A 26,411-nucleotide genomic window follows, 5' to 3' on the forward strand; every position below is an offset into this window, starting at 1 on the left:
TATCGCAATGACCCGATGGCCCGATGACCCGACAATCAATAAGCGGAGCGACGGATGAAACACGCGATGCTTGGCGCAGGTGGGGTTGGCGGACTGATTGGCGGGTTGCTTGCCGCGGCCGGCGATGAAGTGGTGCTGGTGCTGCGGCCGGAGACACTGGCTGGGTATCCGGCTGAGTTGCGCCTGGAGCGGCCGACGGGAGCGGTGACGGCGCCGGTGCGCGGCGTTTCGACCCTGGAGGAGCCGGTTGACGTGCTGTGGATTGCGACGAAAGCGCCTCAGTTGAACGACGCGCTGCGGCGTGTCCGCACACCGGCGGAGCGGATCGGCGCCGTGGTTCCGCTGCTGAACGGGATTGATCATGTGGCGTTGCTGCGCGAGAGGTTCGGGAAACAGCGCGTGGTGGCAGCGACAATCGCCGTCGAGACCGAACGCACGGCGGCGGGCCAGATTGTGCAGCGCTCGCCGTGGGTGCGGCTGAACATAACAGCTTCCGGCGCCTCGCGGCTGGAACCGGCGCGGGCAAAGCTGGCGGCGGCAGGCGTGGAGGCGCAGTTCGTCGCGGACGAAACGACGCTTTTGTGGTCGAAGCTCTGTTTCCTGGCGCCGATCGCGCTGGCAACGACGGCGTCGGGCAAGACCGTCGGCGAGGTGCGCGGTGACGCGCAGTGGTCGGCGCGGCTGTACATGGCAATCCAGGAAGCGTGCGCGGTGGCCGCAGCCGAAGGCGCGAAGGTCGATGCGGCGAAGATCACGGCGACGGCGGAATCCCTGCCTGCTGGTATGCGCAGCTCGATGCAGAAGGATGTTGGCGCCGGGCGAGCGCCGGAGCTGGACGCCATCGCGGGGCCGATCCTGCGCGGCGGAAAGAAGCACGGTGTGGAGACGCCGTCGTGCGAGCAGATGGTGCGCGCAATTCAGGAAAAATCTCACCGCGGATGAACGCGGATTGGCGCGGATCAAAACCTTTCACACGAAGGACATGGAGGAAACACAAAGGGCCCGGTCCGCCATCCCTTTGTGCGACTCTTGTGTCCTTGGAGTGAAACGCCGTTTGGCTACGTCACGATGCTGCCCGTGCCTGGGTCCGCGACGGTGGAGATGCCGCCGGCGGCGATAGGTTGAGGTTTGCGTCCGGCGAGGAGCTGGCGCAGGACGTAGTGCAGGATGCCGCCGTGCTTGTAGTAAAGCACTTCCTGCGGCGTGTCGATCCGCACGATGGCCTGGAACTCGACACAGGCGCCGTCCTTGTTGGTGGCGCGAACTCGCACGCGCCGCTCCTGCGTGAAGTCGGTCAAAAGCTTTTCGATACCGAGGATCTCGTAGGTTTCTTCGCCGGTGAGGCCGAGCGATTCCGAGTCTTCCTCCGGCAGGAATTGAAGCGGAAGAATGCCCATGCCCACCAGGTTCGAGCGATGGATGCGCTCGTAGCTCTCGGCGATAACGGCGCGCACCCCGAGCAGCAGCGGGCCTTTGGCGGCCCAGTCGCGCGACGAACCTGATCCGTATTCTTTCCCGGCCAGAATGATGAGCGGCACGCCTTCGCCGCGATAAATCTCGGAGGCATCGAAGATGGTCATCTCTTTGCCGTCGGGCAGGTGCTTGGTCATACCGCCTTCGAGGCTCGGCACGAGCTTGTTGCGCAGGCGGACGTTGGCGAAGGTGCCGCGCACCATGACCTCATGGTTGCCGCGGCGCGAGCCGTAGGAGTTGAAGTCTTTGACCTCGACGCCGTGCGCGATCAGGTATTGGCCGGCGGGGCTCTTCGGCTTGATGGAGCCGGCAGGCGAGATGTGGTCGGTGGTGATGGAGTCGCCCAGCCTGGCGAGCACGCGGGCGCCGCGAATGTCGCGCACCGGCGCGGGCTCGGGCTTCATGTCGTCGAAATACGGCGGGCGCTTGATGTAGGTGGAGCCGCCTTCCCAGGCGTAGGTTTCGCCCTGAGGCACTTTCAGCCTCTGCCACTGCTCGTCGCCGGCGAAGATGGTTTGGTAGTTCTTCTGGAACATGTCGGAGGCGATGCACTGCTGCACGGTGTCGGCCACTTCGCGCTGCGAAGGCCAGATGTCGCGCAGGAAGACCGGCTTGCCGTCTTTGCCGGCGCCGAGCGGCTCGCGGGTGAGGTCGGTGTTGATGTCGCCGGCCAGCGCGTAGGCGATGACGAGGGGTGGCGACATCAGGTAGTTGGCGCGGACTTCGGCGTTGATGCGGCCTTCGAAGTTGCGATTGCCGCTCAGCACGGAGACAACAACCAGGTCGCGTTGTTCGACGGCCTTTGAAACCACGGAGGGCAGCGGGCCGGAGTTGCCGATGCAGGTGGTGCAGCCGTATCCGACCACGCCAAAGCCGAGCGCGTCGAGATAGGGCATGAGGCCGGCGCGCTTGTAGTACTCGGTGACCACGCGCGAGCCGGGCGCGAGCGACGTTTTTACCCAGCTGGGCGGCTTGAGTCCGCGCTCGACTGCTTTCTTGGCGAGAAGGCCGGCGGCGATCATGACCGACGGGTTCGAGGTGTTGGTGCAGCTGGTGATGGCGGCGATGACGACGCTGCCGTTGCGCAGATCGTGCAGCTCGCCGATCGGCTTGGGCGGCTCGGGAGCCTCTGCCACGGCGACCGACGAGGCCGGTCCGCCCTCGCCCTCCATGCGTCCCACGATGCGCAACGCGTTCTTCTGCGGCGCGGCGGGCTTGACCAGCGAGGGCAGGGCTATCTCAAACGACTGTTTTGCGGCGGAGAGCGCCACGCGGTCCTGCGGGCGCTTGGGGCCGGCGACGCTGGGCTCGACGGTGTCGAGGTCGAGCTCGAGCGTTTCCGAGTAGTCGGCGGCGGGCGTGTTCTCGTCGTGGAAGAGGCCCTGCTCTTTCGCGTAGGCCTCGACGAGCGCGACCTGCTCCGGGCTGCGTCCGGTCATGCGCAGGTAGCGCAGCGTTTCATTGTCGATAGGGAAGATGCCGCAGGTGGCGCCGTACTCGGGCGACATGTTGCCGATGGTGGCGCGATCGGCGAGCGGCAGCTTAGCCAGTCCTGGTCCGAAGAATTCCACGAACTTGCCGACAACGCCGTGCTTGCGCAGCATCTCGGTGACGGTGAGGACGAGATCGGTCGCGGTCGAGCCTTCACGCAGCGTGCCGGTGAGGCGGAAGCCGACCACGTGCGGCAGCAGCATGCTGACGGGCTGCCCGAGCATGGCGGCCTCGGCCTCGATGCCGCCCACACCCCAACCGAGCACGCCGAGTCCGTTGATCATGGTGGTATGCGAGTCGGTGCCGACCAGCGTGTCGGGATAGGCGAGCGGGCGCGAGCCGTTCTCCGGCGGCCGGGTGAAGACCACGCGCGCCAGGTACTCGAGGTTGACCTGATGGACGATGCCCATGTCGGGCGGGACAGCTTTGAAGTTGCGGAAGGCGGTCTGGCCCCAGCGCAGGAAGGCGTAACGCTCCTGATTGCGCTGAAATTCGAGTTCGGCGTTGACGCGGAAGGCGTCGGGCGTGCCGAAGGCGTCCACCTGGACGCTGTGGTCAATCACGAGCTCAACGGGCTGGATGGGATTGATGAGCCTGGGGTCGCCTTTGAGCGCGACCATGGCGTCGCGCATGGCGGCCAGGTCAACGATGGCGGGGACACCGGTGAAGTCCTGCAACAGAACGCGGCTGGGGCTGAAGGCAATTTCGCGCGAGGGCGGCGCCTTGGGGTCCCAGCAGGCGAGGAATTCGAGGTCTTCGCGCTTGACGGAGCGGCCGTCTTCGTTGCGCAGCAGGTTCTCGAGCAGGATGCGCATGGAGAACGGCAGGCGGCGGGTGGAGAGGCCCTGCTTGTCGAGGGCGTCGAGGCGGAAGATGTCGTATTCGCGGCTGCCGACGCGCAACGTGGCGCGACTGTTGAAGCTGTTCATCGCGGCGGTCTCCTGGGAAACTTCGTATTGTAACGCCGCGCTTCGAACAGTTCACCGCAGAGGCGCGGAGGACGCAGAGCATTGCAGGTCATTTTTCGAAGACTGGCTTAGGGCTGAGTGAGCCGCAGGGAAAAAGCAACAACGCGCAGTCAACTTCGTACTCCTGCCGCCGGACGCCGTGCAGACCACGCAGTGAGGCTACCGGCGCACGCCACAGCGGCCTGCTGCAACGGTGCTACAATCAGCAGATAGCTCTTTCCTCACAGGCGTCCCCATGAACCCCGACCTGGCCCGGGCCATCGAACTGGAGCGCACCGACCGCGAGATTGCGCGGTTGCGGCAAGAGGTGGCGGCGCTGCCGGCGCGGGTGGCGGCGATCGAGCAGAAACTGGCCGCGTCGAAGGCGCACCTGGAAGCGGCGCGGGCGGCCATCAAGAACGGCGAGGCGCAGCGGCGCAAGCACGAGGCCGACATCCAGGGGCAGCAGCAGAAGATCTCCAAGTATCGCGACCAGTCGCTCGAGGTGAAGACCAACGAGCAGTACAGGGCGCTGCTACACGAGATCCAGTTTGCCGAGCGGGCCATCCGCGAGGCCGAAGACAGGATCCTGGAGCTGATGGTCGGCGCCGAAGAGCAGGACAAACTGGCCCGGGCCGCCGAGGCCGAACTGAAGGCCGAGACCGCCGAGATCGAAAAGGAAAAGGCCGCCGCGCGGGCGATTACCGCCGAGGACGAAAAGCAGCTGGCGGTGTGGAATGCCAAGCGCGATGAGCTGCGTAAAGGGATGGACCCGGGCGTGCTGGCGCACTACGACCGTGTTTTGAAGCTGCGCGGGTCAGCGGTGGCGCAGGCGCGCGACCACAAGTGCATGGCGTGCAACGTGATGCTGCGTCCGCAGACGTACAACGACGTTACCAGCAACGAGCAGGTGATCATGTGCGACTCCTGCGGGCGCATTCTGTGGTACGAAGCGGCCGCCGAGCCGGCGCCGCCGGAGGCCGCCGCCAGCGCCTCCTCCAGCAGCGCCGAGGCGCCGGTCGCGTCGTAATTTCGACCACTCGAAACATTTCTTGAATTTTCGTCCCACCTGAGATACGTTCCGCCCCTCCCCCTTTCCTTTGGCCCATCTGGAGGTTCGAATGCTTCGGCGCACGCTCGTCGCCGGCGTTCTCGCCGCAGTCAGCCCCCTGTTTGCCCTGGCGCAGCGCTGTCCCAACGGCGGCGTGCTGAACGTGCGAATACAGCTCGAGGGCGTTTACCACGGCAGCGGGCAACAGTTGCGCGTGCAACTGCTGCGGTCGGGTGGGAGCGTGCAGGCGGAAGCGATGACCAGCGTGATGGGCGAAGCACAGTTCACGCGCGTGCCGTCGGGAACGTATCGGCTGCGGGTCACCGGTCCGGGCGTGCAGCCCACCGAAGGGCTTCCCCTCAGTGTGACCTGCATGGGCGCCGACCAGATGGAAGTGATCCGCGTGCGAACGGAAGAAAGCGACGCGCCCTCCGGGCCCGGAGGCGTGGTATCGGCGTCGCAGCTCAACATTCCCGACAAAGCGCGCCGCGAGCTCGACAAGGGCAACCAGGCAGCCACGCACCAGAAGATCGAGGAGGCGATTCGCCACTTCGAAAAGGCGATTGAACTGTTCCCCAGGTATGCGCTCGCGCACAACAACCTCGGTGTGCTGTACATGAAGGTGGCGCGGCCCAGGGACGGCCGCGCGGCGTTCGAGAAGGCGCTGGCGCTGGATCCGCGCTGCTCGCAGGCGCATACCAACATGGGCAAGCTGCTGATGAGTGAAAAGCAATATGCGCAGGCCGAAGAAGAGCTGGCGCAGGCGGTGGCGATCGATGTCCGCGGGCCGGAGGGGTACACGTTGCTGGCGATGTCACAGTTGATGGAGGGGAAATACACCGAGGCGGCCGACAATGCGCATCGCGTCCACACGCTCGGCGACCAGGGCTACAGCGTGGCGCATTTCATCGCGGGGCAGGCGCTTCGGGCGCAGCGGCGCGTGCAGGAAGCGATGGTCGAGTACGAGTGGTATCTGCGCGAGACCCCGCAAGGTCCGAACGCCGAGAACGCGCGCAAGGCGCTGGCCGAACTTCAGCCGGCGGACGTCAACGTGGCGCAGCAGTCGCATTGAGCGGCTGGCCGCGGCGCGGCACAATCTGCAACAATCCCAACTGAAGCGAGAAGAGCTCTCACCGCAGAGATCGCAGAGAAAAACAGGACCCGGGGTCTTCCTGTGCGACGTGTTTCTCTCTGTGCGGGACGGCGCAGGCTCGCGAATACCAGTCCAAAGGCAGGGCCCTGTGGCCAAAACCGGCCAAGTTTCGACGGCGAAGGTGGACTGGCGTGCGGCCGCGCGCCTGCGTAAAGGACACGTGTGGGTGTACCGGTCGGACCTGCTCAAGGCGCCGCCGGCGGACCCGGGATCGCTGGTCCTGCTGGAGGACGAGCGCGGGAAACGGCTTGGCACGGCGCTGTACAGCAGCGCGTCGGTGATCGCCCTGCGGCTCATCTCGAGCGACGCGGTGACCGAGGAAAAGCTACCCGCGTTGGTGCGAGCGCGGCTGGAAGCGGCGCGGGCGTATCGGGAGCAGGTCGTCCGGGAGAGCGACGCGTTTCGGGTGGTGTTCAGCGAAGCCGACGCGCTGCCGGGGCTGATCATTGATCGATACAACGACGTGGTCGCGTTCCAGGTGCTGACGCAGGCGTGGGACAGGGCCGGGCTCCGTGGCGTGGTGCTGGACTGGATGGCGGACGCGCTCAAGCCGCGCGCGATTGTTGAGCGGGTGGACGCGCGCATACGGCAACTGGAGAAGCTGCCGCCGCGAGAAGGCGGCGTAGTGTGGCCGAATTCACCAGCGGCAGCAGCCGGGGCGCCCCCGCGCACGGTGTTTCACATGAACAATCTCGCATTTGAGTACGTGGCCGGCGAGGGGCAGAAGACCGGGGCGTTTCTCGATCAGCGGGAGAACTACGCGGCGGCGGAGCGACATTCGCGCGGCGAGGCGCTCGACGTTTTCTGCTACCAGGGCGGGTTTGCGCTGCACCTGGGGAGGCGCTGCGAGCACGTGACCGCGGTGGACAGCTCGCGTCCGGCGCTGGAGGCGGCGGAGCGCAACGAGAAGCTGAATGCGGGAGCGCTGCGGGTGAAGGAAATGGAGTGGATCGAGGCGAACGCGTTTGATCTGCTCAAGGACTATGCGCGCGCGGGCAAGAGCTACGACACGATCGTGCTCGACCCGCCGGCCTTCGCGCGCAATCTGAAGTCGGTGCCTCGGGCGCTGCGCGGCTACAAGGAAATCAACCTGCGCGCGCTCAAGATGCTGCGGCCCGGCGGAGTTCTGGTGACGTGCAGTTGCTCGCACCACGTCAGCGAATCCGACTTCCTGCACATGCTGACTTCGGCCGCCGAAGACGCCCGGCGGAGGGTCTGCCTGCTGGAGCATCGCGGCGCCGCGCCGGACCATCCCAGTATCCTGCAAGTCCCGGAGACGAGCTACCTGAAGTGCGTGGTTGTCGCCGTAAGTAGATGAAAAACAATCAACTAAATACATTGACAACAATACACTCATATTTTATGCTTCTAGTGCGCTCATTACTGCATCCAAGGCAGTGAAGCGCTGCGCGAGACTTCATTCGAGCGGTTGTGCAAAGCAAAACTTCATTTTGAGAATTGGAGGAGGTAGAAAGATGGCTATCACTCGCTGGGACCCATTCCGTGAGCTGACATCGCTGCAGAGCCAGATGAACCGGTTGTTCCAGGAGACGTCGCGCGGAACTGCGCAGCAGGCCGGCGACGAGTTTCTGACGACGGGGACATTCGTTCCACCGGTGGACATCTATGAGACCGAGAACAACATCGTTCTCAAACTGGAGGTCCCCGGAATTCAGGAGAAGGACATTGACGTGCGTGTGCAGGACCACACGCTGGTGGTGCGGGGCGAGCGCAAGTTCGAGGAGGAAGAGAAGCAGGAGAACTTCCATCGCATCGAACGCAGCTACGGGGCGTTCTCACGCTCCTTCACGCTGCCTAACACGGTGGACACCGAGAACGTTTCGGCCACCTACGAGAACGGCGTGCTGAACATCACGCTGGCCAAGCGCGCCGAGGCCAAGCCGAAGCAGATCAAAGTGAACGCGGGCCCGGGACCGCAGAAGACGATCGAGTCCAAGGGCGGCGCCGGCAAGGCGGCATAACAGCGCGCCTGCTGCGAATGGACGGGAGGCGCCAGTCGCGCCTCCCTTTTTTTCTGAATCAGGAGACGTTGGCAAGGTACGTTCTACAAAAAACGAGAGTCGAGAAATCCAATGGCAATTCGCTGGGACAAATTGACGGTGAAGGCGCAGGAAGCGGTGCAGGCGGCCAATGAGCTGGCGTCGGAGCACGGCAATCCGGAGCTGATGCCGGTGCACCTGCTGGCGGCGCTGGCGTCGGATGCGGAAGGAATTGTGGCGCCGGTGCTGGAGCGCGTGGGCGCGAACGCAGCCACGATTGCAAACGAGGCGCGAAGCGCGGTCGAGCGGCTGCCCAAAGTGTCGGGCGGGGCTCAAGCCACGCTTTCACGGGCGGCGCAGAAGCTGCTCGATTCGGCCTTTCAGGAAGCGGAGAACTTCAAGGACCAGTATGTCTCGACCGAGCACATCCTGCTGGCGGCGGCGCAGCTGAAGGGAGACGATGCGCAGCAGATCCTGGCGCGCTATGGCGCCACCCACGACGCCATTTTGAAGGCGCTCACGACCGTGCGCGGGTCGCAGAAGGTGACCGATCAGAATCCCGAGGCCAAGTACCAGGCGCTGGAGCGCTACGCGCGCGACCTGACCGAGGCGGCGCGGCGCGGGAAGCTCGATCCAGTGATCGGGCGCGACGAGGAGATTCGCCGCGTCGTCCAGGTGCTGTCGCGGCGCACGAAGAACAATCCCGTGCTCATCGGCGAGCCGGGCGTGGGCAAAACGGCCATTGTGGAAGGCCTGGCGCAGCGCATCGTTTCCGGCGACGTGCCGGAGGTCCTGCGCACCAAGCGCCTGGTTGCGCTCGACCTGGGTGCGATGCTCGCCGGTGCGAAGTATCGCGGTGAGTTCGAGGACCGGCTGAAGGCCGTGCTGAAGGAAATTGAGGACTCGCAGGGGAAGATCATCCTGTTCATCGACGAGCTGCACACGCTGGTGGGCGCGGGCGCGGCCGAAGGGGCGATTGACGCCAGCAACATGCTCAAGCCGGCGCTGGCGCGGGGCGAGCTGCGCTGCATTGGCGCCACGACGCTGAACGAGTACCGCAAGTACATCGAGAAGGACGCGGCGCTGGAGCGGCGCTTCCAGATCGTGATGGTCAGCGAGCCCACGGTGGAGGACACCATCGCCATCCTGCGCGGGCTGAAAGAGAAGTACGAGGTTCACCACGGAGTGCGCATCAAGGATTCGGCGATCGTGGCGGCGGCGACGCTCTCGCACCGCTACATCACCGACCGCTTCCTGCCCGACAAGGCGATTGACCTGATCGATGAGGCGGCGGCCTCGCTGCGCATCCAGATTGATTCCATGCCGACCGAGATCGATCAGCTGGAGCGGCGCGCGACGCAACTGGAGATCGAGCGGCAGGCGCTGAAGAAAGAAAACGATCCCAACTCGCGCGAGCGACTCACCGCCGTGGAACAAGAGCTGGCCGGCATTCGCGAGCAGTCGAATGCGCTGAAGGCGCGCTGGAAGGCGGAGAAGGAGAAGATTACGCGCATCCGGCAGCTGAAGGAGCGCATTGAGCAGCTCAAGCTGGAAGAGCAGACGGCCGAGCGGCAGGCCAACTACGAGCGCGCGGCGCAGATCCGTTATGGCGATTTGCGGCAGGTGGAGACTGAGCTGGCGAAGCTGCAGGCGGAGATGGACGCCTCGGGCTCGCGCATGCTGAAAGAAGAAGTGGACGAAGAGGACGTGGCGAGAATCGTCAGCAAGTGGACCGGCATTCCCGTCTCGAAGATGCTCGAGGGCGAGGTGCAGAAGCTGGTCACGATGGAAGACCGGCTGCGGCAGCGCGTGATCGGGCAGGACGAAGCCCTGCAGCGCGTGGCCAACGCCATCCGGCGCTCGCGCGCGGGGTTGGCCGATCCCCGCAAGCCGATCGGGTCGTTTATCTTCCTGGGGCCGACGGGGGTGGGGAAAACGGAGCTGGCGCGCGCGCTGGCCGAATTCCTGTTCGACGACGAGCACGCCATGGTCCGGATCGACATGTCGGAGTACATGGAGAAGCACGCCGTGTCGCGGCTGATCGGCGCGCCTCCGGGCTACGTGGGCTACGAAGAGGGCGGGCAACTGACCGAGGCTGTTCGCCGGCGTCCGTACTCGGTGGTGCTGCTGGATGAAATCGAAAAGGCGCATCCGGACGTGTTCAACGTGCTGCTGCAGATCATGGACGACGGCCGCCTGACCGACGGCAAGGGCCGCACGGTGGACTTCAAGAACGTAGTGCTGATCATGACGTCGAACCTGGGGGCCGCGTACCTGACGGCCGAAGCCCTGCGCACGCCGGAGGGCTATCGCGAGGCGTCGCAGCAGGTGATGACTACGCTCCAGGCGCATTTCAAGCCCGAGTTCCTCAACCGCGTGGACGACATCATCATCTTCAACCCGCTGGGGAAGGAGCAACTGGCGCGGATTGTCGAGCTGCGGCTGGAAGACCTGCGGCGGCAGCTGGCCGACCGCAAGATCAGCCTGGAGCTGACCGAAGCGGCCAAGGAACTGATCTTCACCGAGGGCCACGATCCGGTGTACGGCGCGCGTCCGCTGAAGCGCGCCATCCAGCGGCTGATCCAGGACCCGCTGGCGCTGAAGATCCTGGATGGCGAGGTCCGGCACGGCGACCACGTGATCGCCGACGCCGACCAGCGTGAAGGCAAGATCGTCTTCCGGGTCAGCGAGCGGGTTGGCGAAAAGCAGCCGGCGGCGTAAGGCAGTGAATAGGGATAGTGTATAGCGAAAAACCGCGATGGACTGCGGCGGCCAAGCGTTACTATTCACTGTCCACTATTCACTTTCCACTGGCGTAATCGCATGCGACTGCTGCTGCATTGGCTCCTGAGCGCGCTGACGCTGCTGCTGGTGGCGCGCTTCGTTCCCGGATTCTATGTGAGCGGGCTGGGTTCGGCGCTGATCGCAGCGGTCGTGATCGGCCTGGTGAACGCTACCCTCGGTCTTCTGCTCAAGATCATCACCTTTCCCCTGAGTGTGATGACGCTGGGCATCTTCATCTTCGTGATTAACGCGCTGATGCTGAAGATGGCGTCGGCCGTGGCGCCCGGGTTCGAAGTGCGCGGCTTCGGGCCGGCGTTCGTGGGCGCGATCCTGATTTTCATCCTCAATACGCTCTGGCACTGGCTGCTGGGAAAGCCGGAGCGGGAATAAATCTTTCCGGCCTGGCGCTACGAGGATCGAGATAGGGGTGGCGCTCGAGTTGCTTTCGCGCCGTCATCTGCTAGGCTGTCGCGTTCGCATGTCCTCTAAGAAACTCAGCGGGATTTGCTCGCTGTGCGCGGCGTTGCTGGCGCTCGCCTGCGCGGCGGGGTGCGGGCTGCCGGGAGCGCCGCAGCCGCCGTCGCTGGAATTGCCGAAGACGGTGGGCGACCTGCGCGCCGCGCGCAAGGGTGCGCGCGTGATCCTGACCTGGACGCCGCCTCGCCAGACGACGGATCGGAGGAGCGTGCGCGCGCTAGGGCCGACGCGCATCTGCAGTGTTCCGGGGACGTCGCCAATGACCACCTGCCAGACGATTGGTGAGGCGCCAGGCGGAGCGCCGCCGGGGCGCAACGAGCAGACACAATCCGAGTTCGTGGATACGTTGCCGGCCGATCTGATGGCGAGCCAGCCTACCGGGTTCGTGACTTACGCGGTCGAGGTGCTGAACACGCGCGGGCGCGGCGCGGGGCTCTCAAACCAGGTGCAGGCGCCGACCGCGCCCACGGCGCCGCCGCCGGAGAGAGTTTCATCCGCGGTTATTCCCGAAGGCGTTCAAATTAGCGCCAGCGGAGGCGAAGGGTTGCCTCGGCCATCGCCGGGGCTGACGATCGAGTATCACGTGTTCCGAAAACCAGAGGGCGGAAACGTGACTGTTGATTTGGGCGCGGCGATCGTCAACGCGGAATTAGGCCGCGCGTACAGCCTGATATTCCTGGATCGCAACATCGAATGGGAGAAGACCTACACGTACCACGTCGCCGCGGTGACCACCCTGACCCGGGATGGCACGAAGATCGTCGTCGAAGGCGATGACTCGCCACCGGTCAAAGTCTTCGCGCACGACACGTTCCCGCCGGCGGCGCCCTCAGGCGTGCAAGCTGTATTTGCCTCGGCGGGCGCACAACGCTTTATCGATCTGACGTGGACGCCGAATACCGATGCCGACCTGGCCGGGTACAACGTCTACCGGCGCGAGGAGGGCGGCGCCGCGGTGCGAACCAACAGCGAGTTGCTGAAGGCGCCCGCGTTCCGCGACACGAACGTCGTGGCCAGGGGGCGATATCTGTATTCGGTTACCGCCGTCGACGTGCGCGGCAACGAGAGCGAGAAATCCGCGGAGGCCACGGAGAGCGTACCGCAGCAGTAGTCTTTCCCCACGTTAGCGCCGAAAAGCAGGGCGCGAACGTGGGGGTCCTTTTTCGTTCGCATGGCTGCAAAAACTGTTTTCGTCGCCGGCGGCAGCGGGTACATGGGCCGCCGGATGATCGCGCGGCTGTTGGAGCGCGGGCATACCGTGCGGGCGATGGCGCGGCGCGGATCGGAGTCGCGGCTGCCGGTGGGATGTGACGCGGTGATCGGCGACGCGCTGCGCGGCGAGTCATACGATGGCGTACTGCGCGCGGGCGAAACCTTCGTCCACCTGGTGGGCGTGGCGCACCCCGGTCCGGCGAAGGCGGCTGAGTTCAAGACGATTGACCTGGCTTCCATACAGGCGTCGGCGCCGGCGGCGGCGCGCGCCGGGATCACGCATTTCGTTTACGTGAGCGTGGGACAGCCAGCGCCGGTGATGAAGGCGTACCAGGCGGTGCGGGCGGAAGGCGAGCGGCTGCTGCGCGAGTCGGGGATGAACTGCACCGTGCTGCGGCCGTGGTACGTGCTTGGACCAGGGCATCGCTGGCCTTACGCGCTGCTGCCGTTCTACTGGATCTGCGAGCGGCTCCCGGCAACGCGCGAGGGCGCGCGGCGGCTCGGGCTGGTCACGCTGGACGAGATGGTGGGGGCGCTGGTGCATGCGGTGGAGAATCCGGCGCGCGGCTTCGAAGTCTTTCCTGTGCCCGCGATCCGGGCCAACGGCAGAAAAATGCTTCCCGCGGATTCACGCCGATGAACGCGGATGGCGAAAGAGCCGAGTAGCGCACACTGGTAATTGCGTAAGGTTTGTGCGAAGGTTTTCACTGGCATGAAATATTGCCGTTTCCAAACAGACGAGGCCATTCAGTACGGAGTGGTGGAAGTGGCCGGCGGGCGCGAGATGATTACGCGAACGCTGCAGCCGCTGCCGGTGGCGAACGCGCGCGTTACCGCGCCCAACGGGGGTTTCCAGCCGGTGCCGCTGGCCGAAGCGAAGCTGCTGGCGCCGGTGGCGCCATCGAAGATCGTGTGCGTGGGGCGCAACTATCGCGAGCACGCAGCGGAACTGGGCAACGAGGTGCCGGTGGAGCTGCTCATCTTCCTGAAGCCGCCGTCGTCGATCATCGGGCCGGCGCAGCCGATACGGCGTCCGAAAATTTCACAGCGGGTGGACCACGAGGGCGAGCTGGGGGCGATCATCGGAAAGACGTGCAGCCGCCTCAGCGACGACGAGCCGGTGCGTCCGTATATCCATGGCTACACCTGCGTGAACGACGTTACGGCGCGCGATCTCCAGAAAAAAGACGGCCAGTGGACGCGCGGCAAAGGCTTTGACACGTTCTGCCCGGTCGGCCCGGTGGTTTCCACCGAGCCGGACCCGTGGGCGGGCGTGAACGTGGAAACGCGCGTGAACGGCCAGGTGCGGCAAAGCGGCAACACGCGCGACTTCATCTTCACGCTCGACCACGTGGTGCGCTACATCTCGCGGGTGATGACGCTGTTTCCCGGAGACCTGATCTCGACCGGCACGCCGGCAGGTGTGGGTCCGCTGGCGGCCGGAGACCTGGTGGAGGTCACGGTGGAAGGCGTGGGCACCCTGAGCAACGTGGTGGTGGACGAATGAATCGACTGCAGAATGGCCGAAGGGCGGAATTGCCGAATTGAAAACCTGCGGAGGGACGCGGATGGGCTTCGGCAGCTCAGTCCCAAGGGTTTCAATTCGGCACGACGGCAGTTCGGCAATTCCGCAGCCGGTTTAGGGTTTCCGCCGTATCCCCGGCGTCGGACTTCCTGGTGTAAGCTCGAAGCACTTCGCCACGCGGTATGACTTCACTTCGTCTTTACAGTCTGGTCCTGGCCGGCGGCGCGGGCACTGCCTACGCCGCGTGGTGGTGGATGCGCCGCAACCGCAAATCGCCGGAGGACCGCGAGCGCGAGCGGCGCGTGTGGATCAGCACGGTGGGACGCATTACCGACGGCACCGTGACCGACGTGCACGAGATGACGCCCAACGGCCACGGCACCATCCAACTCATCCTCTACAAGTACGACGTGGCGGGCGTTTCCTACGAAGCCTCTCAGGACATCACGCACCTGCGGCAGTTTCTCGACCTGCACTCCTGCCGGCTGGGTCTGCCCACGTCGGTGAAGTACGATCCGCACAATCCGGGGAATTCGATCGTGATCGCGGAAGGCTGGATTGGACTGCGGCGGTGAGACTACACCGCAGAGGGGCAGAGAAAACAAGGCTCACCGCGGATAAACACCGATGACACGGATTCTCCCGTAGTGCGTGGCGCGTGTTTCTTCGCCTACTGGAAGGCGGCGAGGGCGGCGGCGTCGGTGGGGCGGACGTCGAAGATCTTGTAGATCTGCGTGACCTGGACCAGTTCCTGGACCTTGCGGGTGAGCGAGGAAAGCTTGATGTCGCCGCCTTCGCGGCGGACGGCGGTGAGCGCGCGGGCCATTTCGCCGAGGCCGGAGCTGTCGATGTAGCTGACGCCGCCCAGGCTCAGCACTACCTTGTTTTCGCCGCGCTTGAGGTGTTCGACCACGCGGTCGTAAAGACCGCTGCCGCTTTCGCCGAGGATGAGGCGGCCGGTCACTTCCAGCACGATGACGCCATTCTCCTGGCGCGTGTTGAACTGGACGCTCATCCGCTTGTTGATTTCGCCAGCATTGGCGCGGGTTCGATGCTAGTCCCAGGTTGCGGGAGTGTCAATCAATTGGCCTGTTCGTCCCAGCGGGCCGAACTTTCCGCAACTTTGGCGGCGCGCGGCGAATCCAGATGGTGGCGACGCGGAAGCCCATGCACCCTCGCGGGGAACACGGGAGGGAGGGCGGCGCCAGCGTTGCTACAATAGAACATCACGATGACATCACTGCCGCTGCCCATTGCCGCGTTCGTCGCCGGACTGCTGTCGTTTCTCTCGCCGTGCGTGCTGCCGCTGGTGCCGGGGTATGTTTCGCTGATCTCAGGCACGGGCGTGGACGAATTGCGCGCCGCCGAGCAGCAGCACCTGTTCCGGCGGGTGATGCTGAACTCCATTACGTTCATCCTGGGCTTCAGCATCGTGTTCATCTCGCTGGGCGCGGTGGCAACCGGGATTGGGCAGGCGACGCGCTCGTACTATCCCCTGCTGACGCGGCTGGCGGGCGTGGTCATCATCATTTTCGGCCTGCACCTGACGGGTCTGCTGAAGATCAAGGCGCTGTACGCGGACAAGCGCCTGCACGAGGTGAAGGGCGGCAGCACCGCCTTCGGGGCGTTCGTGGTGGGATTTGCGTTCGCCTTTGGGTGGACCCCGTGCATTGGGCCGATCCTGGCGACCATCCTGGCGTTCGCGGCATCGCAGGAGCACGTCAGCCGCGGCGTCCTGTTGCTGGCGGTGTATTCGGCCGGCCTGGCGGTGCCGTTTCTGCTGACGTCGCTGGGCATTGATCGTTTCCTGGCGTTCTATGGACGGTTTCGGCGGCACCTGCACACGGTGGAGGTTGCCAGCGGCGTGCTGCTGATCGTGATTGGCGCACTCGTGCTGACGCGGCACTTCACGGTGCTGAGCGGATACTTGTCATTCCTGAACCGGTTCGCACTTTAAGAAGCCGTTGTCGGCTTTCGGCCGCCGGCTGCCGGCCAACAAAGGAAAACGTGAAAGGGAAACACGGTAATCATGCGTAAGGACCTGGTTGTGCTGATCGTCGTGGTACTGGCGGTGGGAATCATGATCACGGCGGCGGTGCGGATGGCGCGCAAGGATACTGCGCAGTTCAATGCCGGGGGCGGCAGCACGAGTCCCGCTGATCTGCGCGGCGCCATGGCGCCGGACTTCGAGCTGAAGTCGCTCGATGGGCAGCCGGTGAAGCTTTCGAGCCTGCGCGGTAAGGCGGTGCTGCTGAACTTCTGGGCCACGTGGTGCCAGCCCTGCAAGCTGGAGATGCCGTGGTTTGAAGAGCTGCACAAGCAGTACGCCGGGCAGGGCCTCGAGGTGGTGGGTGTGGCGATGGACGACGCCTCGGTGGCGGACATCCGCAAGTTCGCGCGCGATGACGTGAAGGTGAGCTACACCATCCTGATCGGCAAAGAAGCGGTGGGCCAGGCCTACGGCGGCGTACAGTTCCTGCCGACCACGTTCTATATCGACCGCAACGGCAAAGTGCTCGACCGCGTGTTCGGCATCGTGAGCCGCAAGGAAATCGAAGACAACATCAAGAAGGCGCTGGCCGTCGGGCCGGGCAACCAGGCGGCGAGCGCGGCCCCCACCGCACAGCCGGCCGCGGCGACGAGATGAAACGGCTGTCCATCGAGCCCGGGCGTGCAAAGGCATGGGGTTTGGCCGTGTCGCTCGTGCTGGTGTGCGTGATCGGGCGCCTGGCCGCGGGCGCGCAGGGCGACGACAAGGCCATAAGGTCGTTTTCGGCGCCGGACAATGTTCAGTTCGTTACCGCACTTCCGGTCGCGCCGATTCGCGTGGTGTCTGGAAAGCCGGCGAAGATCACGTTCCGTTTCAAGGTGGAGCCGGGGAAGCACATCAATTCCAACATGCCGCGCGGCGAATACCTGATCGCCACCAAGCTGCGGCTGAATCCGCCGACCGACGTAGGCATTGGGCAGATCGCCTATCCGGCCGGGCGCGACATGAGCTTTCAGTTCGCGCCGAAAGAGATCCTCAGCGTATACACCGGCGAATTCTCCATCGGTGCGGTGGTGAGCTCCACGCGCAGGGCGGCGCCCGGCACGTTCCGCGTGCACGGTGACCTGGTTTACCAGGCGTGCGACGATCGCGCCTGCTTCCCTCCCAAGAAACTTCCCATCGCGTTCGATGTCCGGGTGGACCGCGCGCCGCGCCAGGCTGCGCCGCAGAGAAATCCGGCGCAGAGCCCGCACGTACATCGGTAAGGCCAAGTGTGATCTGTTATTTGTGATCGGCGATGTGCGCGAGCTGAGAGGAAATCACAAATGACCAATCACAAATCACAAATAGCTCATTCCTGCTTCATCTGCATCGTTTCGTCCACGCTGATGCTGCGCGGCACCCCTTCGGCGGCGCCGGTCAGGGTGGCGATCACGCGGAAGCCGGTGTCGCTGGTCTCGACCGAGTAGGTGTAGGGGCCGCGGCCGCTGCCCTGCATGCTGATGTCACCGTTGGAGCGCAGGTCGTCGAGCGAAACGTACTTGCCATCGCTGGCATAGTGGCGGCGCTCGGCCTGCGCGATGGCGTTGAGGTCGTTTTTCACGCCGACAAGGTCAATCGTGGCGCGTGGACTGGCGGCGGCATTGCCGCCTGGTGACGCGCTGCTCCCCTGTTTGGTGTAGATCCAGAAGCCGATTGCGGCGACGATGATGATGCTGATGAAGCCGATGGCGCGTCCCATGCAAACCCTCCCTGTTTGGGCTGCATTGTAGGACGGCAGTTGGCGCTTAGCACTCGGCATTTGGCCCGTGAAGTCAATGCGGACTCACGGAAGCAAATACCACCGAGCTGGACGGCCAAGTGTTGACCGCCAAGTGCCATCGGCCAACCGGTGACGGCGGCGGTCTTCATTGAGTTGGAAGTGAAGTTGCGGCGCGCAGGCGCGTGACGGTGCGCTCTCGGCCGAGCGCGGCCATGACGGCGAACAGGCTGGGCGCGACGGCTTGTCCGGTGAGCGCGACGCGGGCGCCGTTGATGAGCGCGCCGGCCTTGACGTTTTTCTCCGCGGCGAAATCGCGCAGCGTCTTCTCGGCCTGCTCTTCGGTGAAACCATCGGTGGTGGCGCCGTAGCGGGCCGCGAGTTCGGCAAGCATCTGCCGGACGGAGTCTTCCTTCAAGAACTTTGCTATGGCGGCAGTGTCGGGCTCGAACTGATCGTAGAAATAGGCGCGGAACGAGCCGGCGAAGTCTTTCAGGCTGCGGGCGCGCGGCTTCAGCAGGTCAATGGTGCGCAGGATCCATTCGCGATCGCGCTCAGGGGCGGGCAGACCCGCGTTGCGCCACTCGTCTTCTATCAGTGGAAGCAGTTTTTCCGCGGGATGAGCGCGGATGTACTCGGCGTTGAACCAGTCGAGCTTGGCGCGATCGAAGACGGCGTTGGCGCGCGAGATGCCGTCGAGCGCGAAGAGCGCGATGAGTTCGTCGTCGCGCAGGATTTCGCGCGAGGCGTCGGGCGGAGTCCAGCCCAACAGCGCCAGGAAGTTGCGGAACGCCTGGGGCACGATTCCCTCGTCGCGATAGGCCATCACGCTGGTCGCTCCGTGGCGCTTGCTGAGGCGCGTTTTATCAGGGCCGAGAATGAGCGGCACGTGCGCGAACCCGGGCAGCGGCGCGCCCAGGGCCTGGTACAGCAGCACCTGCTTGGGCGTGTTGGAAAGGTGGTCGGCGCCGCGGATGATGTGCGTCATGCGCATGTCGAGGTCGTCGGTGACGACGCTCAGGTGGTAGGTCGGGACGCCGTCGGAGCGCAGGAGCACGAAGTCCTCCAGTTCCGTGTTGGCGAACTCGACGCGGCCGAAAACGGCGTCGTCGAAAGCGGTGGAGCCGGATGGCGGCACCGCGAAACGAATTGCCGCGGGTTCGCCGGCCGCGAGGCGGCGCTCGGCTTCCTCGGGCGCAATCCTGCGGCACACGCCTTCGTATTTCGGGGGACGTCCTTCGGCCTGCGCGGCGGCGCGGCGCGTTTCGATCTGCTCCCTGGTGCAGAAGCAGTAGTAGGCGTGGCCGGAGGCGACCAGACGGCGCGCGGCTTCCTGATATTTCTCCAGGCGCTGCGACTGGAAAAACGGTCCTTCGTCCCAGTCGAGGCCGAGCCAGCGCATGCCGACCAGGATTCCCTCCACCATCTCCTGCGTGGAGCGCTCCCTGTCGGTGTCTTCGATGCGCAGGATGAAGGTGCCGCCGGCGTGCCGGGCGAACAGCCAGTTGAACAGCGCGGTGCGCGCGCCGCCCACGTGGAGGTATCCGGTGGGCGATGGCGCGAAGCGGACGCGAACGGGGCTGCTGCCGGTTGATTGCGAGGACATAAACCGAAACTTTGATGGTAACGGGCGCGGGAAAATGCGGCAACCTCGCCCGCCCGCGTGTCACCGGGCGGCGCGCGGCGTACTCTCATGACTGTGCAGACCCTCGGCATCGCGCGCGACGCCGGCCGTGAGCCCCCGCCAATGGGAATCAGGCTGATTGCGTTGCTGAGTGCGGCGCTGGCGCTGTATCTCGCCGCGACGGGCGCGCTGTTGTGGGCCGGCAGGATTTGGTTCTCCTGGGGCGCGCCGCTGCTGTTCACCATGGAGGTCGCCGGGCCGGGAGCGTTCTTTGCCGGCGGCGCGATGTACGGCGTGAATGCTTATGGACTGTTCAGGCGGCGGAACTGGGCCCGGCGCCTGACCTTTGTGCTGGCCCTGGCGGGCGCGGTGATGGCGATTCCCGACGTTTCGGCCGCAGTGGCGTATGTGCAGCTGTGGCGAATCGTGCGCACCGGCGGAGCGCTGATCGCACGCGTGGTGGTGATCTGGTATCTGTCGCAGGAGGGCACGCGGGACGCGTTTGGTCCGGCTCAGGGCGAGCAGGCCACGCGGAACCCATAATCCGCGTAGTGAAAGTCTGGCGGGATACTCGAACGCGCGGCGCAGCGTGAAATCTTCACGTGATGTCGCCAGGAACCGCCGCGGGATGAGCGGCGTTCGCCGCTCGCAGGTCCCTGCGGGTTTCGTTCGGGGGAGTCGGCGTAGTAGTCCGGCGCGAACCAGTCCTTGCACCATTCGTGCACGTTCTCGCACATGTCAAACAGGGCGTAGGCATTGGGCGGCGCGGTCGCCACCTGCTCAGGGCCATGCAGCCAGCGAGCGGAATAGTTGGGGCGCGATTGCGCCGGTTCGTTGCCCCAGGGAAACAGCTTCGACTCGCTGCCTCCGCGTGCAGCGCGCTCCCACTCTGCTTCCGTGGGCAGGCGGAAGTTGCGTCCGGTTTGCGCGCTCAGCCAATCGCAGTAAGCGACGGCTTCGAACCACGACACGGCGACGACGGGCTGGCGCGGATTGCTGAAGTCAGGCTCGCCCCAGTGCGGCGGCGGCGGCGCGCAGGTTGCTGCCAGGAACCGCGCATACTCGCCGTTCGTGACCTGAGTGGCGGCGAGATGGAACGCGTCGACGAAGACACGGTGCGCCGGGCGTTCATTGTCGCTGACTGGGACGGCGGCACGCGCGGCTTCGGCGCCGCTGGTCCCCATCAGGAACGAGCCGGCTGGGATGGCGATGAGCTGGGGGAGAAGGGCTTCGTGGATTGTTCCGGTGGCCGTCATGGCAGCACGCGGACGAGGGCGTCCGAGCCACGCAGGGGAATGCCACCCGGGCGAGGCCGCCCGGCTCCGCACACGCGCACTTGGCTCACGCCAAACAGTGTGCCGGCGGCAGGGATGCTTCGGCTCCGGATTACCGGCGCAACGCCGGCAATCCTCCGCTCAGCATGACGGAAACTGATGCTCACGACCCTGATTACAGGATGTACCGCGACAAATCCTGGTCCTTCACGATCTCGGCCAGCGTCTTGCGCACGTAGTCGGCATCCACGGTGACGTTTTTCTCGGTAACCTCGGGCGCGCTGAAGCTGATCTCGTCGAGCACGCGCTCCATGATGGTGTGCAGGCGGCGGGCGCCAATGTTCTCCGTGCCCTCGTTCACCTTGAAGGCGAAATTGGCGATCTCGTCGAGCGCTTCGCGGGTGAATTCCAGCTTGAGGCCTTCGGTCTCGAGCAGCGCGGTGTACTGCTTCACCAGCGACGACTTCGGTTCGGTCAGGATGCGGATGAAGTCTTCGATGGTGAGCGACTGCAACTCCACGCGGATGGGGAAGCGGCCCTGGAGCTCGGGGATCAGGTCCGAGGGCTTGGAGACGTGGAACGCGCCGGCGGCGATGAACAGGATGTGGTCGGTGCGCACCATGCCGTAGCGCGTGTTCACGGTGGTGCCTTCGACGACGGGCAGGATGTCGCGCTGCACACCTTCGCGGGAAACGTCGGGCCCGTGGCCGCTTTCGCGGCCGGCGATCTTGTCGAGCTCGTCGAGGAAGATGATGCCGGCGTTCTCCACGCGCTCCACCGCGATGCGCGTGACCTGGTCCATGTCGATCAGGCGCTGCTCTTCTTCCTGCACCAGATAGTCGAGCGCCTCGCTGACCTTCATGCGGCGCTTCTTGGTGCGCTGCCCGAAAATGTTGGGCAGCATGTCTTTCACGTTGATGTCCATCTCCTCCACGCCCTGGTTGGAGATGACTTCGAACGCGGGGAAACTCTTTTCGCGGACTTCGAGCTCGACCATGCGCTCGTCGAGCTTGCCCTCCCGCAGCTGCTGGCGAAGTTTTTCGCGGGTGCGGGAGTGCGAGTCGCCCGGCGCGGAGTGTTCGAAGCCGACAATGGCGGTGGATCCTTCGGCGCGCGGCTTGTCGCCCGGCAGGAGCAAGTCGAGCAGGCGCTCCTCGGCGTTGAGCTCGGCCTTGTCGGCGACGTCTTCCAGTTTTTCTTCGCGCACCATGTCGATGCCGATCTCGACCAGGTCGCGGATCATCGACTCCACGTCGCGGCCCACGTAGCCGACCTCGGTGAACTTGGAGGCCTCGACCTTCAAGAAGGGCGAGTTGGTGAGCTTGGCAAGGCGGCGCGCGATCTCGGTTTTGCCCACGCCGGTCGGGCCGATCATGATGATGTTCTTCGGCATGATCTCTTCGGCGAGATCGGGCGCGAGCTTCTGGCGGCGCATGCGGTTGCGCAGCGCGATCGCGACGGCGCGCTTGGCGGCGTGCTGGCCCACAACGTACTTATCGAGCTCGCTGACGATTTCGCGCGGCGTGAGGTCGTCGAGTGCGAGCTGTTCTTCTTCGGCGGTGACTGGCAAATAAATGGCCATAACTTCAGTCGCTGGCCGTCGGTCGTGGTCGCCGGCCAAGATCGGCCCGCGGCCTAAAACCGACAACGGGTTCTTACAGTTCCTCGATCGTTACCCTGTCATTCGTAAAGATGCACGTCCTGGCGGCGATCTTCATGGCTTCTTCGGCGATGCGGCGCGCCGGCAGGTCGGTGTGCTCCAGCAGCGAGCGCGCCGACGAGAGCGCGTAAGGCCCGCCCGATCCGATGGCCGCCACGCCTTCATCGGGTTCGATGACGTCGCCCTGTCCGCTGATGAGAAACGTTTGCTGCTTGTCGGTGACGAGCAGCAGCGCCTCCAGGTGCCGCAGCGCCTTGTCGGTGCGCCAGTCTTTGGCCAGCTCGACGCAGGCGCGGCCCAGGTTGCCGTGAAATTGCTCAAGCTTGGTTTCGAAGCGGCTGAAGAGCGAAAAGGCGTCGGCGGTGGAGCCGGCAAAGCCGGCCAGGACCTTGTCCTGGTAGAGGCGGCGAATCTTGCGCGCGGTGTGCTTGATCACGCTCTCGCCCAGCGTGACCTGCCCGTCGCCGGCCATGACGACCGCGCCGTCGCGGCGGACGCAAAGCACGGTGGTGGAGCGAATGCGGCGCCGAGCGCGCCCTGATTGCGCTGTTTTCATGCGTGTAACTGCCGATTATAGCAGTTGAAAACCGCTCACCGCGGAGGCGCGGAGGCACGGAGAGACTCTCCTATAGAATCGCTTTTTCCATGCAGAGAACCCGCACGCTGGCGTTACTCGCCACCGCCGAACTGCTGGCCATGTCGCTTTGGTTTACCGGTACGGCGGTGTTGCCCGAGCTGGCGCGGCGATGGAATGCGGGGTTGGGACTGGCGTCCTGGCTGACGACGGCCGTGCAGATCGGGTTTGTGGCGGGCGCGCTGTTCTCGGCGGCGTTCAACCTGGCCGACGTGTTTCGGCCGTCGAGAGTCCTTGTGATCTGCGCGTTGGCCGGAGCGGGGGCGAACGCGGCATTCGCTGCGGTGGCGGAAGACAACATCGCGCTCGCACTGTCCCTGCGATTTCTGACCGGAGCGTTCCTGGCGGGAGTGTATCCCACTGGTATGAAGTTGCTAGCCGGGTGGTATCGCGAAGGGCGGGGCCTCGCGATGGGCGTCCTGATTGGCGCGCTTACGGTGGGCTCAGCGCTGCCGCACGGCGCTCTCGCGCTGGGTGGACTGATGACGTCCCGCACCGGTGACTGGCGGTTGCCGGTCCTTGCCGCTAGCGGCCTCGCCGTAGTCGCGGCGGCCATCGTTGCGGTTGGCGTGCACGACGGGCCGTATGCGGCGCCTTCGCCGAGTTTCGATCCCGGGCAAATCGGCGAAGCGTTCCGGAATCGCCGGTTGCGCCTCGCCAACTTCGGCTACCTCGGCCACATGTGGGAGCTGTACTCGATGTGGGGCTGGGTCGCGGTGATGCTGGCGGCAGCCTCGAGCGCCGGCGTGCGAAACCAGGCAATCGCGTTTGTGGCGATCGCGATCGGCACGCTCGGATGCGTGTGGGCAGGTGTGGTCAGCGACCGGGTAAGGGCGACGAGCGCAAACGAGGGCGTCCGCGCCACACAAGTCGCACAACGCTCCCGCGTCACCATCTGGGCCATGGCGGTGAGCGGTGCGTGTTGCATCGCCGTCGCCCTGCTGTTCGATCATTTCTGGCTTGTCGTGCTGATTTCGCTCGTCTGGGGCATTGCTGTCATCGCCGACTCCGCGCAGTTTTCCACGATCATCAGCGAAGTCGCCGACCCGCGGTACGTCGGAACGGCGCTGACTATGCAGGTGGCGATGGGATTTCTGCTGACAGCAGTTTCGCTGCGCGTGGTGGCATTCATCGCAGCGCACTGGGGATGGCGATGGGCGACGGCGAGCCTGGCGATCGGGCCGGCGCTGGGGATTTGGGCCATGGTGGCGTTGATGCGGGCGGAACGCGAACCGCAGGGTCGCGGAGGCGCGCAGGAAGAGATTCTTATCGCGGATCCACGCGGATGACGCAGATGAAACCAACCACACAGGTCCTGGGCCCGCGAACCGCGCGGGCCCAGGATGAAGCTTCTGGAGGGTGTTGTTTTCCCCTCGTCCCTGCGCCTCCGCGGTGAAAAGGCTCATCCGCCCGGCGAATCGTTCGCGTACTGGTCCTGGGCATCGAGCTGGTGGGTGAGTTCGTCAATGCGCGCCTGGAGCAGGTTGCGGATGGAGAGCATGCCGAGCAGGCGGCCGTCCTTGTCGACAATGGGCAGGTGGCGATAGTGCGAGTCCACCATGGCGGCCAGGGCCTCGCCGGCGCCGGTTTCGGGCGTGCCGAGCTCGACGGCGCGGGTCATGACCTCGTCGACGCTGACGCCGCGCGGGTCGCGTCCGCTGAGGGAGATTTTGCGCAGCACGTCGCGCTCGGTGAAGATGCCGGCCACGCGCCGCTCGGCGTCGAGCACGGCGACGGCGCCGACGCGGCGGTCGAGCATGAGCTGGATTGCGTCGGCTACGCTGGTTTCGGGGGTGACGGTGGCGGAAACCTCGTCACACATTTGCAGCAGATTCATGGCGCACCTCGCTGCCAGGGCCCCGGCTTCTGATCGCGAAATTATGAACCTGGGGATGGGGAAGTCAAGCGCCCACACCTCACACAGACGCGGAGTCACAGAGACTGAGGAAGTTAAGAGAACGGGATTCCCTGTGTGTCTCTGTGCCCCTGTGGTGGAAGCTATTTCACGTCATTCCTGAACACCTTGCCATCCTTCATCACGAATCCCACGCTGCTCATGGCCTTGATGTCGCGTAGCGGATCGCCCTGCACGGCGATAATGTCGGCGAAGGCGCCGGGGGCGATGACGCCGATCTGGCCGTCCATGCCGAGCATGACGGCGGGGACGGAGGTGGCGGACTTGATCGCGGCCATGGGCGACATGCCGAGTTCGACCATGCGCGGAAATTCCTGCGCGATGGGCGACTTGGGGTCGGTCCACTCGAAGCTGCCCACGTCGGTGCCGAAAACGATCTTCACGCCGGCCTTGAGCGCGCGCTGGAACGACGGATTGTGCACGGCGGCGCGTGCCCGATCGCGCTTGCCTTCAGGCGTGTTCTCCGGCGCCCACCAGTAGAGATACGGCGAGAGCGTTGGGCAGTACCACGTCCCCTGCTTCACCATCTGCGCCACGTCCTGGTCGGTGAGGTCGAGGCCGTGCTCGATGGAGTCGCATCCGCCGTCGAGCGCGCGGCGCATGCCGACGCCGCCGTAGGCGTGGCACGCCACCTTCCTGCCCCAGCCGTGCGCTTCGTCAACCACGGCGCGGATTTCGTCGAGCGTGAGCGTCGGCTGCGATTGCAGGTGGCCGGCGTCGTCCACCCAGGAGCGATGGGTCATGTACACCTTCAGCCAGTCCGCGCCGTGGTCAAGTTGCTCACGCGCGGCCTTGCGGAAGCCGACCGGGCCATCGGCCAGCTGCGCCCCCTTGGGCATGTCAAGTTCGGGCGCGTAACCCTCGAGCGGATAGCCGCCGGTGGTCGACAGAGCGCGCGTGACCACGAACATGCGCGGGCCGGGAATGTGTCCTTCATTGATGGCGCGCTTGATGCCTACGTCGCCGTAGCCGGCGCCCTCGGTCTCCAGGTCGCGAATCGTGGTGAAGCCCTGCTCGAGCGCGCGGCGCGCGGCCACCGCGGCGCGCGCAGCACGGTAGGCCAGCGGGTACTCGAGGATGTTGGCGTCGTATCCGCCCTTGGCCGGGTCTTCGCCCTGCAAAAAGATGTGCGTGTGCGACTCGATCAGGCCCGGCATGACCGTGACCGAGGGCGCAAGGTTGATCACCGTCTCCGCCTGGCGCATCTCAGGCGAGTTGCCTTCCACCACGGCAACGATCTTGTTGCCGCGGATGATGATGCCTTTGTCGTGCAGGACGGCGTCGCTCTTGCCATCGATCAGGTTGACGGCGCGAATCGCGATGGTCGGCGGTGCGGCTTGGGCGAAGGCGGCGGCCGAGAGCAGGATGAAAGCCAGTGCAAGCTTGCGCATGAATCGGACCTCGAGGCTGAGTTTCAGCGAGCGCGGAACTGTAAACGCTTC

General features: G+C 65.1%; 25 protein-coding genes. 16 read left to right on the forward strand and 9 right to left on the reverse strand.

The window, feature by feature from the left end:
* The first annotated feature begins 54 nt into the window (after positions 1 to 54).
* Positions 55 to 942: a 2-dehydropantoate 2-reductase gene (locus VFA60_07045; GenBank protein ID HZQ91531.1), complete on the forward strand. Its 888-nt coding sequence runs from the start codon at positions 55 to 57 to the stop codon at positions 940 to 942.
* 116 nt (positions 943 to 1,058) lie between these two features.
* Here VFA60_07045 and acnA read toward each other — a convergent pair whose 3' ends face one another.
* Positions 1,059 to 3,893: an aconitate hydratase AcnA gene (gene acnA / locus VFA60_07050; GenBank protein ID HZQ91532.1), complete on the reverse strand. Its 2,835-nt coding sequence runs from the start codon at positions 3,891 to 3,893 to the stop codon at positions 1,059 to 1,061.
* Positions 3,894 to 4,167: 274 nt separating this feature from the next.
* Here acnA and VFA60_07055 point away from each other — a divergent pair, with 274 nt between their 5' ends.
* The 10 genes from VFA60_07055 (at position 4,168) to VFA60_07100 (ending at position 14,688) form a co-directional block, all read left to right on the forward strand.
* Positions 4,168 to 4,941 (forward strand): C4-type zinc ribbon domain-containing protein, encoded by a 774-nt coding sequence (locus VFA60_07055; protein ID HZQ91533.1) that lies wholly within the window; start codon positions 4,168 to 4,170, stop codon positions 4,939 to 4,941.
* 91 nt (positions 4,942 to 5,032) lie between these two features.
* Positions 5,033 to 6,034 (forward strand): tetratricopeptide repeat protein, encoded by a 1,002-nt coding sequence (locus VFA60_07060; GenBank protein HZQ91534.1) that lies wholly within the window; start codon positions 5,033 to 5,035, stop codon positions 6,032 to 6,034.
* 169 nt (positions 6,035 to 6,203) lie between these two features.
* The gene (locus VFA60_07065; GenBank protein ID HZQ91535.1) at positions 6,204 to 7,433 is read left to right on the forward strand and encodes a class I SAM-dependent rRNA methyltransferase; all 1,230 of its coding nucleotides are present in this window, start codon (positions 6,204 to 6,206) and stop codon (positions 7,431 to 7,433) included.
* A gap of 157 nt (positions 7,434 to 7,590) precedes the next feature.
* A complete protein-coding gene (locus VFA60_07070) occupies positions 7,591 to 8,097 on the forward strand; it encodes an Hsp20/alpha crystallin family protein (GenBank protein HZQ91536.1) in 507 nt (168 codons plus the stop codon).
* Positions 8,098 to 8,208: 111 nt separating this feature from the next.
* On the forward strand, positions 8,209 to 10,836 hold the full coding sequence (gene clpB / locus VFA60_07075; GenBank protein ID HZQ91537.1) for an ATP-dependent chaperone ClpB: 2,628 nt from the start codon (positions 8,209 to 8,211) through the stop codon (positions 10,834 to 10,836).
* 102 nt (positions 10,837 to 10,938) lie between these two features.
* On the forward strand, positions 10,939 to 11,289 hold the full coding sequence (locus VFA60_07080) for a phage holin family protein (GenBank protein ID HZQ91538.1): 351 nt from the start codon (positions 10,939 to 10,941) through the stop codon (positions 11,287 to 11,289).
* An 88-nt stretch (positions 11,290 to 11,377) separates the two neighbouring features.
* The gene (locus VFA60_07085) at positions 11,378 to 12,487 is read left to right on the forward strand and encodes a fibronectin type III domain-containing protein (GenBank protein HZQ91539.1); all 1,110 of its coding nucleotides are present in this window, start codon (positions 11,378 to 11,380) and stop codon (positions 12,485 to 12,487) included.
* Between the two features lie 60 nt (positions 12,488 to 12,547).
* Entirely contained in the window at positions 12,548 to 13,228 is a 681-nt protein-coding gene (locus VFA60_07090) for an NAD(P)H-binding protein (GenBank protein HZQ91540.1), read from the forward strand.
* Positions 13,229 to 13,300: 72 nt separating this feature from the next.
* On the forward strand, positions 13,301 to 14,095 hold the full coding sequence (locus tag VFA60_07095) for a fumarylacetoacetate hydrolase family protein (protein ID HZQ91541.1): 795 nt from the start codon (positions 13,301 to 13,303) through the stop codon (positions 14,093 to 14,095).
* A gap of 200 nt (positions 14,096 to 14,295) precedes the next feature.
* Positions 14,296 to 14,688: a hypothetical protein gene (locus VFA60_07100; protein ID HZQ91542.1), complete on the forward strand. Its 393-nt coding sequence runs from the start codon at positions 14,296 to 14,298 to the stop codon at positions 14,686 to 14,688.
* Positions 14,689 to 14,783: 95 nt separating this feature from the next.
* Here VFA60_07100 and VFA60_07105 read toward each other — a convergent pair whose 3' ends face one another.
* Positions 14,784 to 15,128: an STAS domain-containing protein gene (locus VFA60_07105; protein ID HZQ91543.1), complete on the reverse strand. Its 345-nt coding sequence runs from the start codon at positions 15,126 to 15,128 to the stop codon at positions 14,784 to 14,786.
* A 216-nt stretch (positions 15,129 to 15,344) separates the two neighbouring features.
* Here VFA60_07105 and VFA60_07110 point away from each other — a divergent pair, with 216 nt between their 5' ends.
* The 3 genes from VFA60_07110 (at position 15,345) to VFA60_07120 (ending at position 17,368) form a co-directional block, all read left to right on the forward strand.
* Positions 15,345 to 16,070 (forward strand): cytochrome c biogenesis protein CcdA, encoded by a 726-nt coding sequence (locus tag VFA60_07110; protein ID HZQ91544.1) that lies wholly within the window; start codon positions 15,345 to 15,347, stop codon positions 16,068 to 16,070.
* 72 nt (positions 16,071 to 16,142) lie between these two features.
* The gene (locus VFA60_07115) at positions 16,143 to 16,760 is read left to right on the forward strand and encodes a TlpA disulfide reductase family protein (protein HZQ91545.1); all 618 of its coding nucleotides are present in this window, start codon (positions 16,143 to 16,145) and stop codon (positions 16,758 to 16,760) included.
* 47 nt (positions 16,761 to 16,807) lie between these two features.
* The gene (locus tag VFA60_07120; GenBank protein HZQ91546.1) at positions 16,808 to 17,368 is read left to right on the forward strand and encodes a protein-disulfide reductase DsbD domain-containing protein; all 561 of its coding nucleotides are present in this window, start codon (positions 16,808 to 16,810) and stop codon (positions 17,366 to 17,368) included.
* 86 nt (positions 17,369 to 17,454) lie between these two features.
* On the opposite strand, the gene VFA60_07125 is transcribed toward VFA60_07120, so the two are convergent.
* Together VFA60_07125 and gltX are read right to left on the reverse strand one after the other, a co-directional pair.
* A complete protein-coding gene (locus tag VFA60_07125; protein ID HZQ91547.1) occupies positions 17,455 to 17,844 on the reverse strand; it encodes a hypothetical protein in 390 nt (129 codons plus the stop codon).
* 166 nt (positions 17,845 to 18,010) lie between these two features.
* A complete protein-coding gene (gltX, locus tag VFA60_07130) occupies positions 18,011 to 19,468 on the reverse strand; it encodes a glutamate--tRNA ligase (GenBank protein HZQ91548.1) in 1,458 nt (485 codons plus the stop codon).
* Between the two features lie 87 nt (positions 19,469 to 19,555).
* On the opposite strand from gltX, the gene VFA60_07135 reads away from it, so the two are divergent.
* Positions 19,556 to 20,029, forward strand: coding sequence for a hypothetical protein (locus tag VFA60_07135; GenBank protein ID HZQ91549.1), 474 nt, complete (start codon positions 19,556 to 19,558; stop codon positions 20,027 to 20,029).
* Here VFA60_07135 and VFA60_07140 read toward each other — a convergent pair.
* The 3 genes from VFA60_07140 to hslV all read right to left on the reverse strand — a co-directional run bounded on the left by VFA60_07140 (position 19,999) and on the right by hslV (position 22,976).
* Entirely contained in the window at positions 19,999 to 20,742 is a 744-nt protein-coding gene (locus tag VFA60_07140; protein HZQ91550.1) for a formylglycine-generating enzyme family protein, read from the reverse strand. The genes VFA60_07135 and VFA60_07140 overlap by 31 nt on opposite strands.
* Before the next feature lie 193 nt (positions 20,743 to 20,935).
* Positions 20,936 to 22,342, reverse strand: coding sequence for an ATP-dependent protease ATPase subunit HslU (hslU, locus tag VFA60_07145; protein HZQ91551.1), 1,407 nt, complete (start codon positions 22,340 to 22,342; stop codon positions 20,936 to 20,938).
* A gap of 73 nt (positions 22,343 to 22,415) precedes the next feature.
* The gene (gene hslV, locus VFA60_07150; protein ID HZQ91552.1) at positions 22,416 to 22,976 is read right to left on the reverse strand and encodes an ATP-dependent protease subunit HslV; all 561 of its coding nucleotides are present in this window, start codon (positions 22,974 to 22,976) and stop codon (positions 22,416 to 22,418) included.
* A gap of 89 nt (positions 22,977 to 23,065) precedes the next feature.
* Here hslV and VFA60_07155 point away from each other — a divergent pair, with 89 nt between their 5' ends.
* Positions 23,066 to 24,343, forward strand: coding sequence for an MFS transporter (locus tag VFA60_07155; protein HZQ91553.1), 1,278 nt, complete (start codon positions 23,066 to 23,068; stop codon positions 24,341 to 24,343).
* Between the two features lie 113 nt (positions 24,344 to 24,456).
* On the opposite strand, the gene VFA60_07160 is transcribed toward VFA60_07155, so the two are convergent.
* Positions 24,457 to 24,891 carry a CBS domain-containing protein gene (locus tag VFA60_07160; protein ID HZQ91554.1) on the reverse strand — a complete coding sequence of 145 codons (435 nt, stop codon included), beginning with the start codon at positions 24,889 to 24,891 and terminating at the stop codon, positions 24,457 to 24,459.
* 161 nt (positions 24,892 to 25,052) lie between these two features.
* A complete protein-coding gene (locus VFA60_07165; protein HZQ91555.1) occupies positions 25,053 to 26,360 on the reverse strand; it encodes an amidohydrolase family protein in 1,308 nt (435 codons plus the stop codon).
* Between the last annotated feature and the right edge of the window lie 51 nt (positions 26,361 to 26,411).

This window comes from Terriglobales bacterium (assembly GCA_035651995.1).
Lineage (GTDB): Bacteria > Acidobacteriota > Terriglobia > Terriglobales > Acidobacteriaceae > DASRER01.

Bases quoted from the DNA above. Each gene is read 5' to 3' on its own strand.
- acnA (HZQ91532.1), bottom strand. From the start codon at position 3,893: ATGAACAGCTTCAACAGTCGCGCCACGTTGCGCGTCGGCAGCCGCGAA.
- VFA60_07060 (HZQ91534.1), top strand. From the start codon at position 5,033: ATGCTTCGGCGCACGCTCGTCGCCGGCGTTCTCGCCGCAGTCAGCCCC.
- gltX (HZQ91548.1), bottom strand. From the start codon at position 19,468: ATGTCCTCGCAATCAACCGGCAGCAGCCCCGTTCGCGTCCGCTTCGCG.
- VFA60_07115 (HZQ91545.1), top strand. From the start codon at position 16,143: ATGCGTAAGGACCTGGTTGTGCTGATCGTCGTGGTACTGGCGGTGGGA.
- VFA60_07070 (HZQ91536.1), top strand. From the start codon at position 7,591: ATGGCTATCACTCGCTGGGACCCATTCCGTGAGCTGACATCGCTGCAG.
- VFA60_07140 (HZQ91550.1), bottom strand. From the start codon at position 20,742: ATGACGGCCACCGGAACAATCCACGAAGCCCTTCTCCCCCAGCTCATC.
- VFA60_07085 (HZQ91539.1), top strand. From the start codon at position 11,378: ATGTCCTCTAAGAAACTCAGCGGGATTTGCTCGCTGTGCGCGGCGTTG.
- VFA60_07125 (HZQ91547.1), bottom strand. From the start codon at position 17,844: ATGGGACGCGCCATCGGCTTCATCAGCATCATCATCGTCGCCGCAATC.
- VFA60_07110 (HZQ91544.1), top strand. From the start codon at position 15,345: ATGACATCACTGCCGCTGCCCATTGCCGCGTTCGTCGCCGGACTGCTG.
- VFA60_07105 (HZQ91543.1), bottom strand. From the start codon at position 15,128: ATGAGCGTCCAGTTCAACACGCGCCAGGAGAATGGCGTCATCGTGCTG.
- hslU (HZQ91551.1), bottom strand. From the start codon at position 22,342: ATGGCCATTTATTTGCCAGTCACCGCCGAAGAAGAACAGCTCGCACTC.
- VFA60_07080 (HZQ91538.1), top strand. From the start codon at position 10,939: ATGCGACTGCTGCTGCATTGGCTCCTGAGCGCGCTGACGCTGCTGCTG.
- VFA60_07100 (HZQ91542.1), top strand. From the start codon at position 14,296: ATGACTTCACTTCGTCTTTACAGTCTGGTCCTGGCCGGCGGCGCGGGC.
- VFA60_07160 (HZQ91554.1), bottom strand. From the start codon at position 24,891: ATGAATCTGCTGCAAATGTGTGACGAGGTTTCCGCCACCGTCACCCCC.
- hslV (HZQ91552.1), bottom strand. From the start codon at position 22,976: ATGAAAACAGCGCAATCAGGGCGCGCTCGGCGCCGCATTCGCTCCACC.
- VFA60_07155 (HZQ91553.1), top strand. From the start codon at position 23,066: ATGCAGAGAACCCGCACGCTGGCGTTACTCGCCACCGCCGAACTGCTG.
- clpB (HZQ91537.1), top strand. From the start codon at position 8,209: ATGGCAATTCGCTGGGACAAATTGACGGTGAAGGCGCAGGAAGCGGTG.
- VFA60_07135 (HZQ91549.1), top strand. From the start codon at position 19,556: ATGACTGTGCAGACCCTCGGCATCGCGCGCGACGCCGGCCGTGAGCCC.
- VFA60_07090 (HZQ91540.1), top strand. From the start codon at position 12,548: ATGGCTGCAAAAACTGTTTTCGTCGCCGGCGGCAGCGGGTACATGGGC.
- VFA60_07055 (HZQ91533.1), top strand. From the start codon at position 4,168: ATGAACCCCGACCTGGCCCGGGCCATCGAACTGGAGCGCACCGACCGC.
- VFA60_07095 (HZQ91541.1), top strand. From the start codon at position 13,301: ATGAAATATTGCCGTTTCCAAACAGACGAGGCCATTCAGTACGGAGTG.
- VFA60_07045 (HZQ91531.1), top strand. From the start codon at position 55: ATGAAACACGCGATGCTTGGCGCAGGTGGGGTTGGCGGACTGATTGGC.
- VFA60_07165 (HZQ91555.1), bottom strand. From the start codon at position 26,360: ATGCGCAAGCTTGCACTGGCTTTCATCCTGCTCTCGGCCGCCGCCTTC.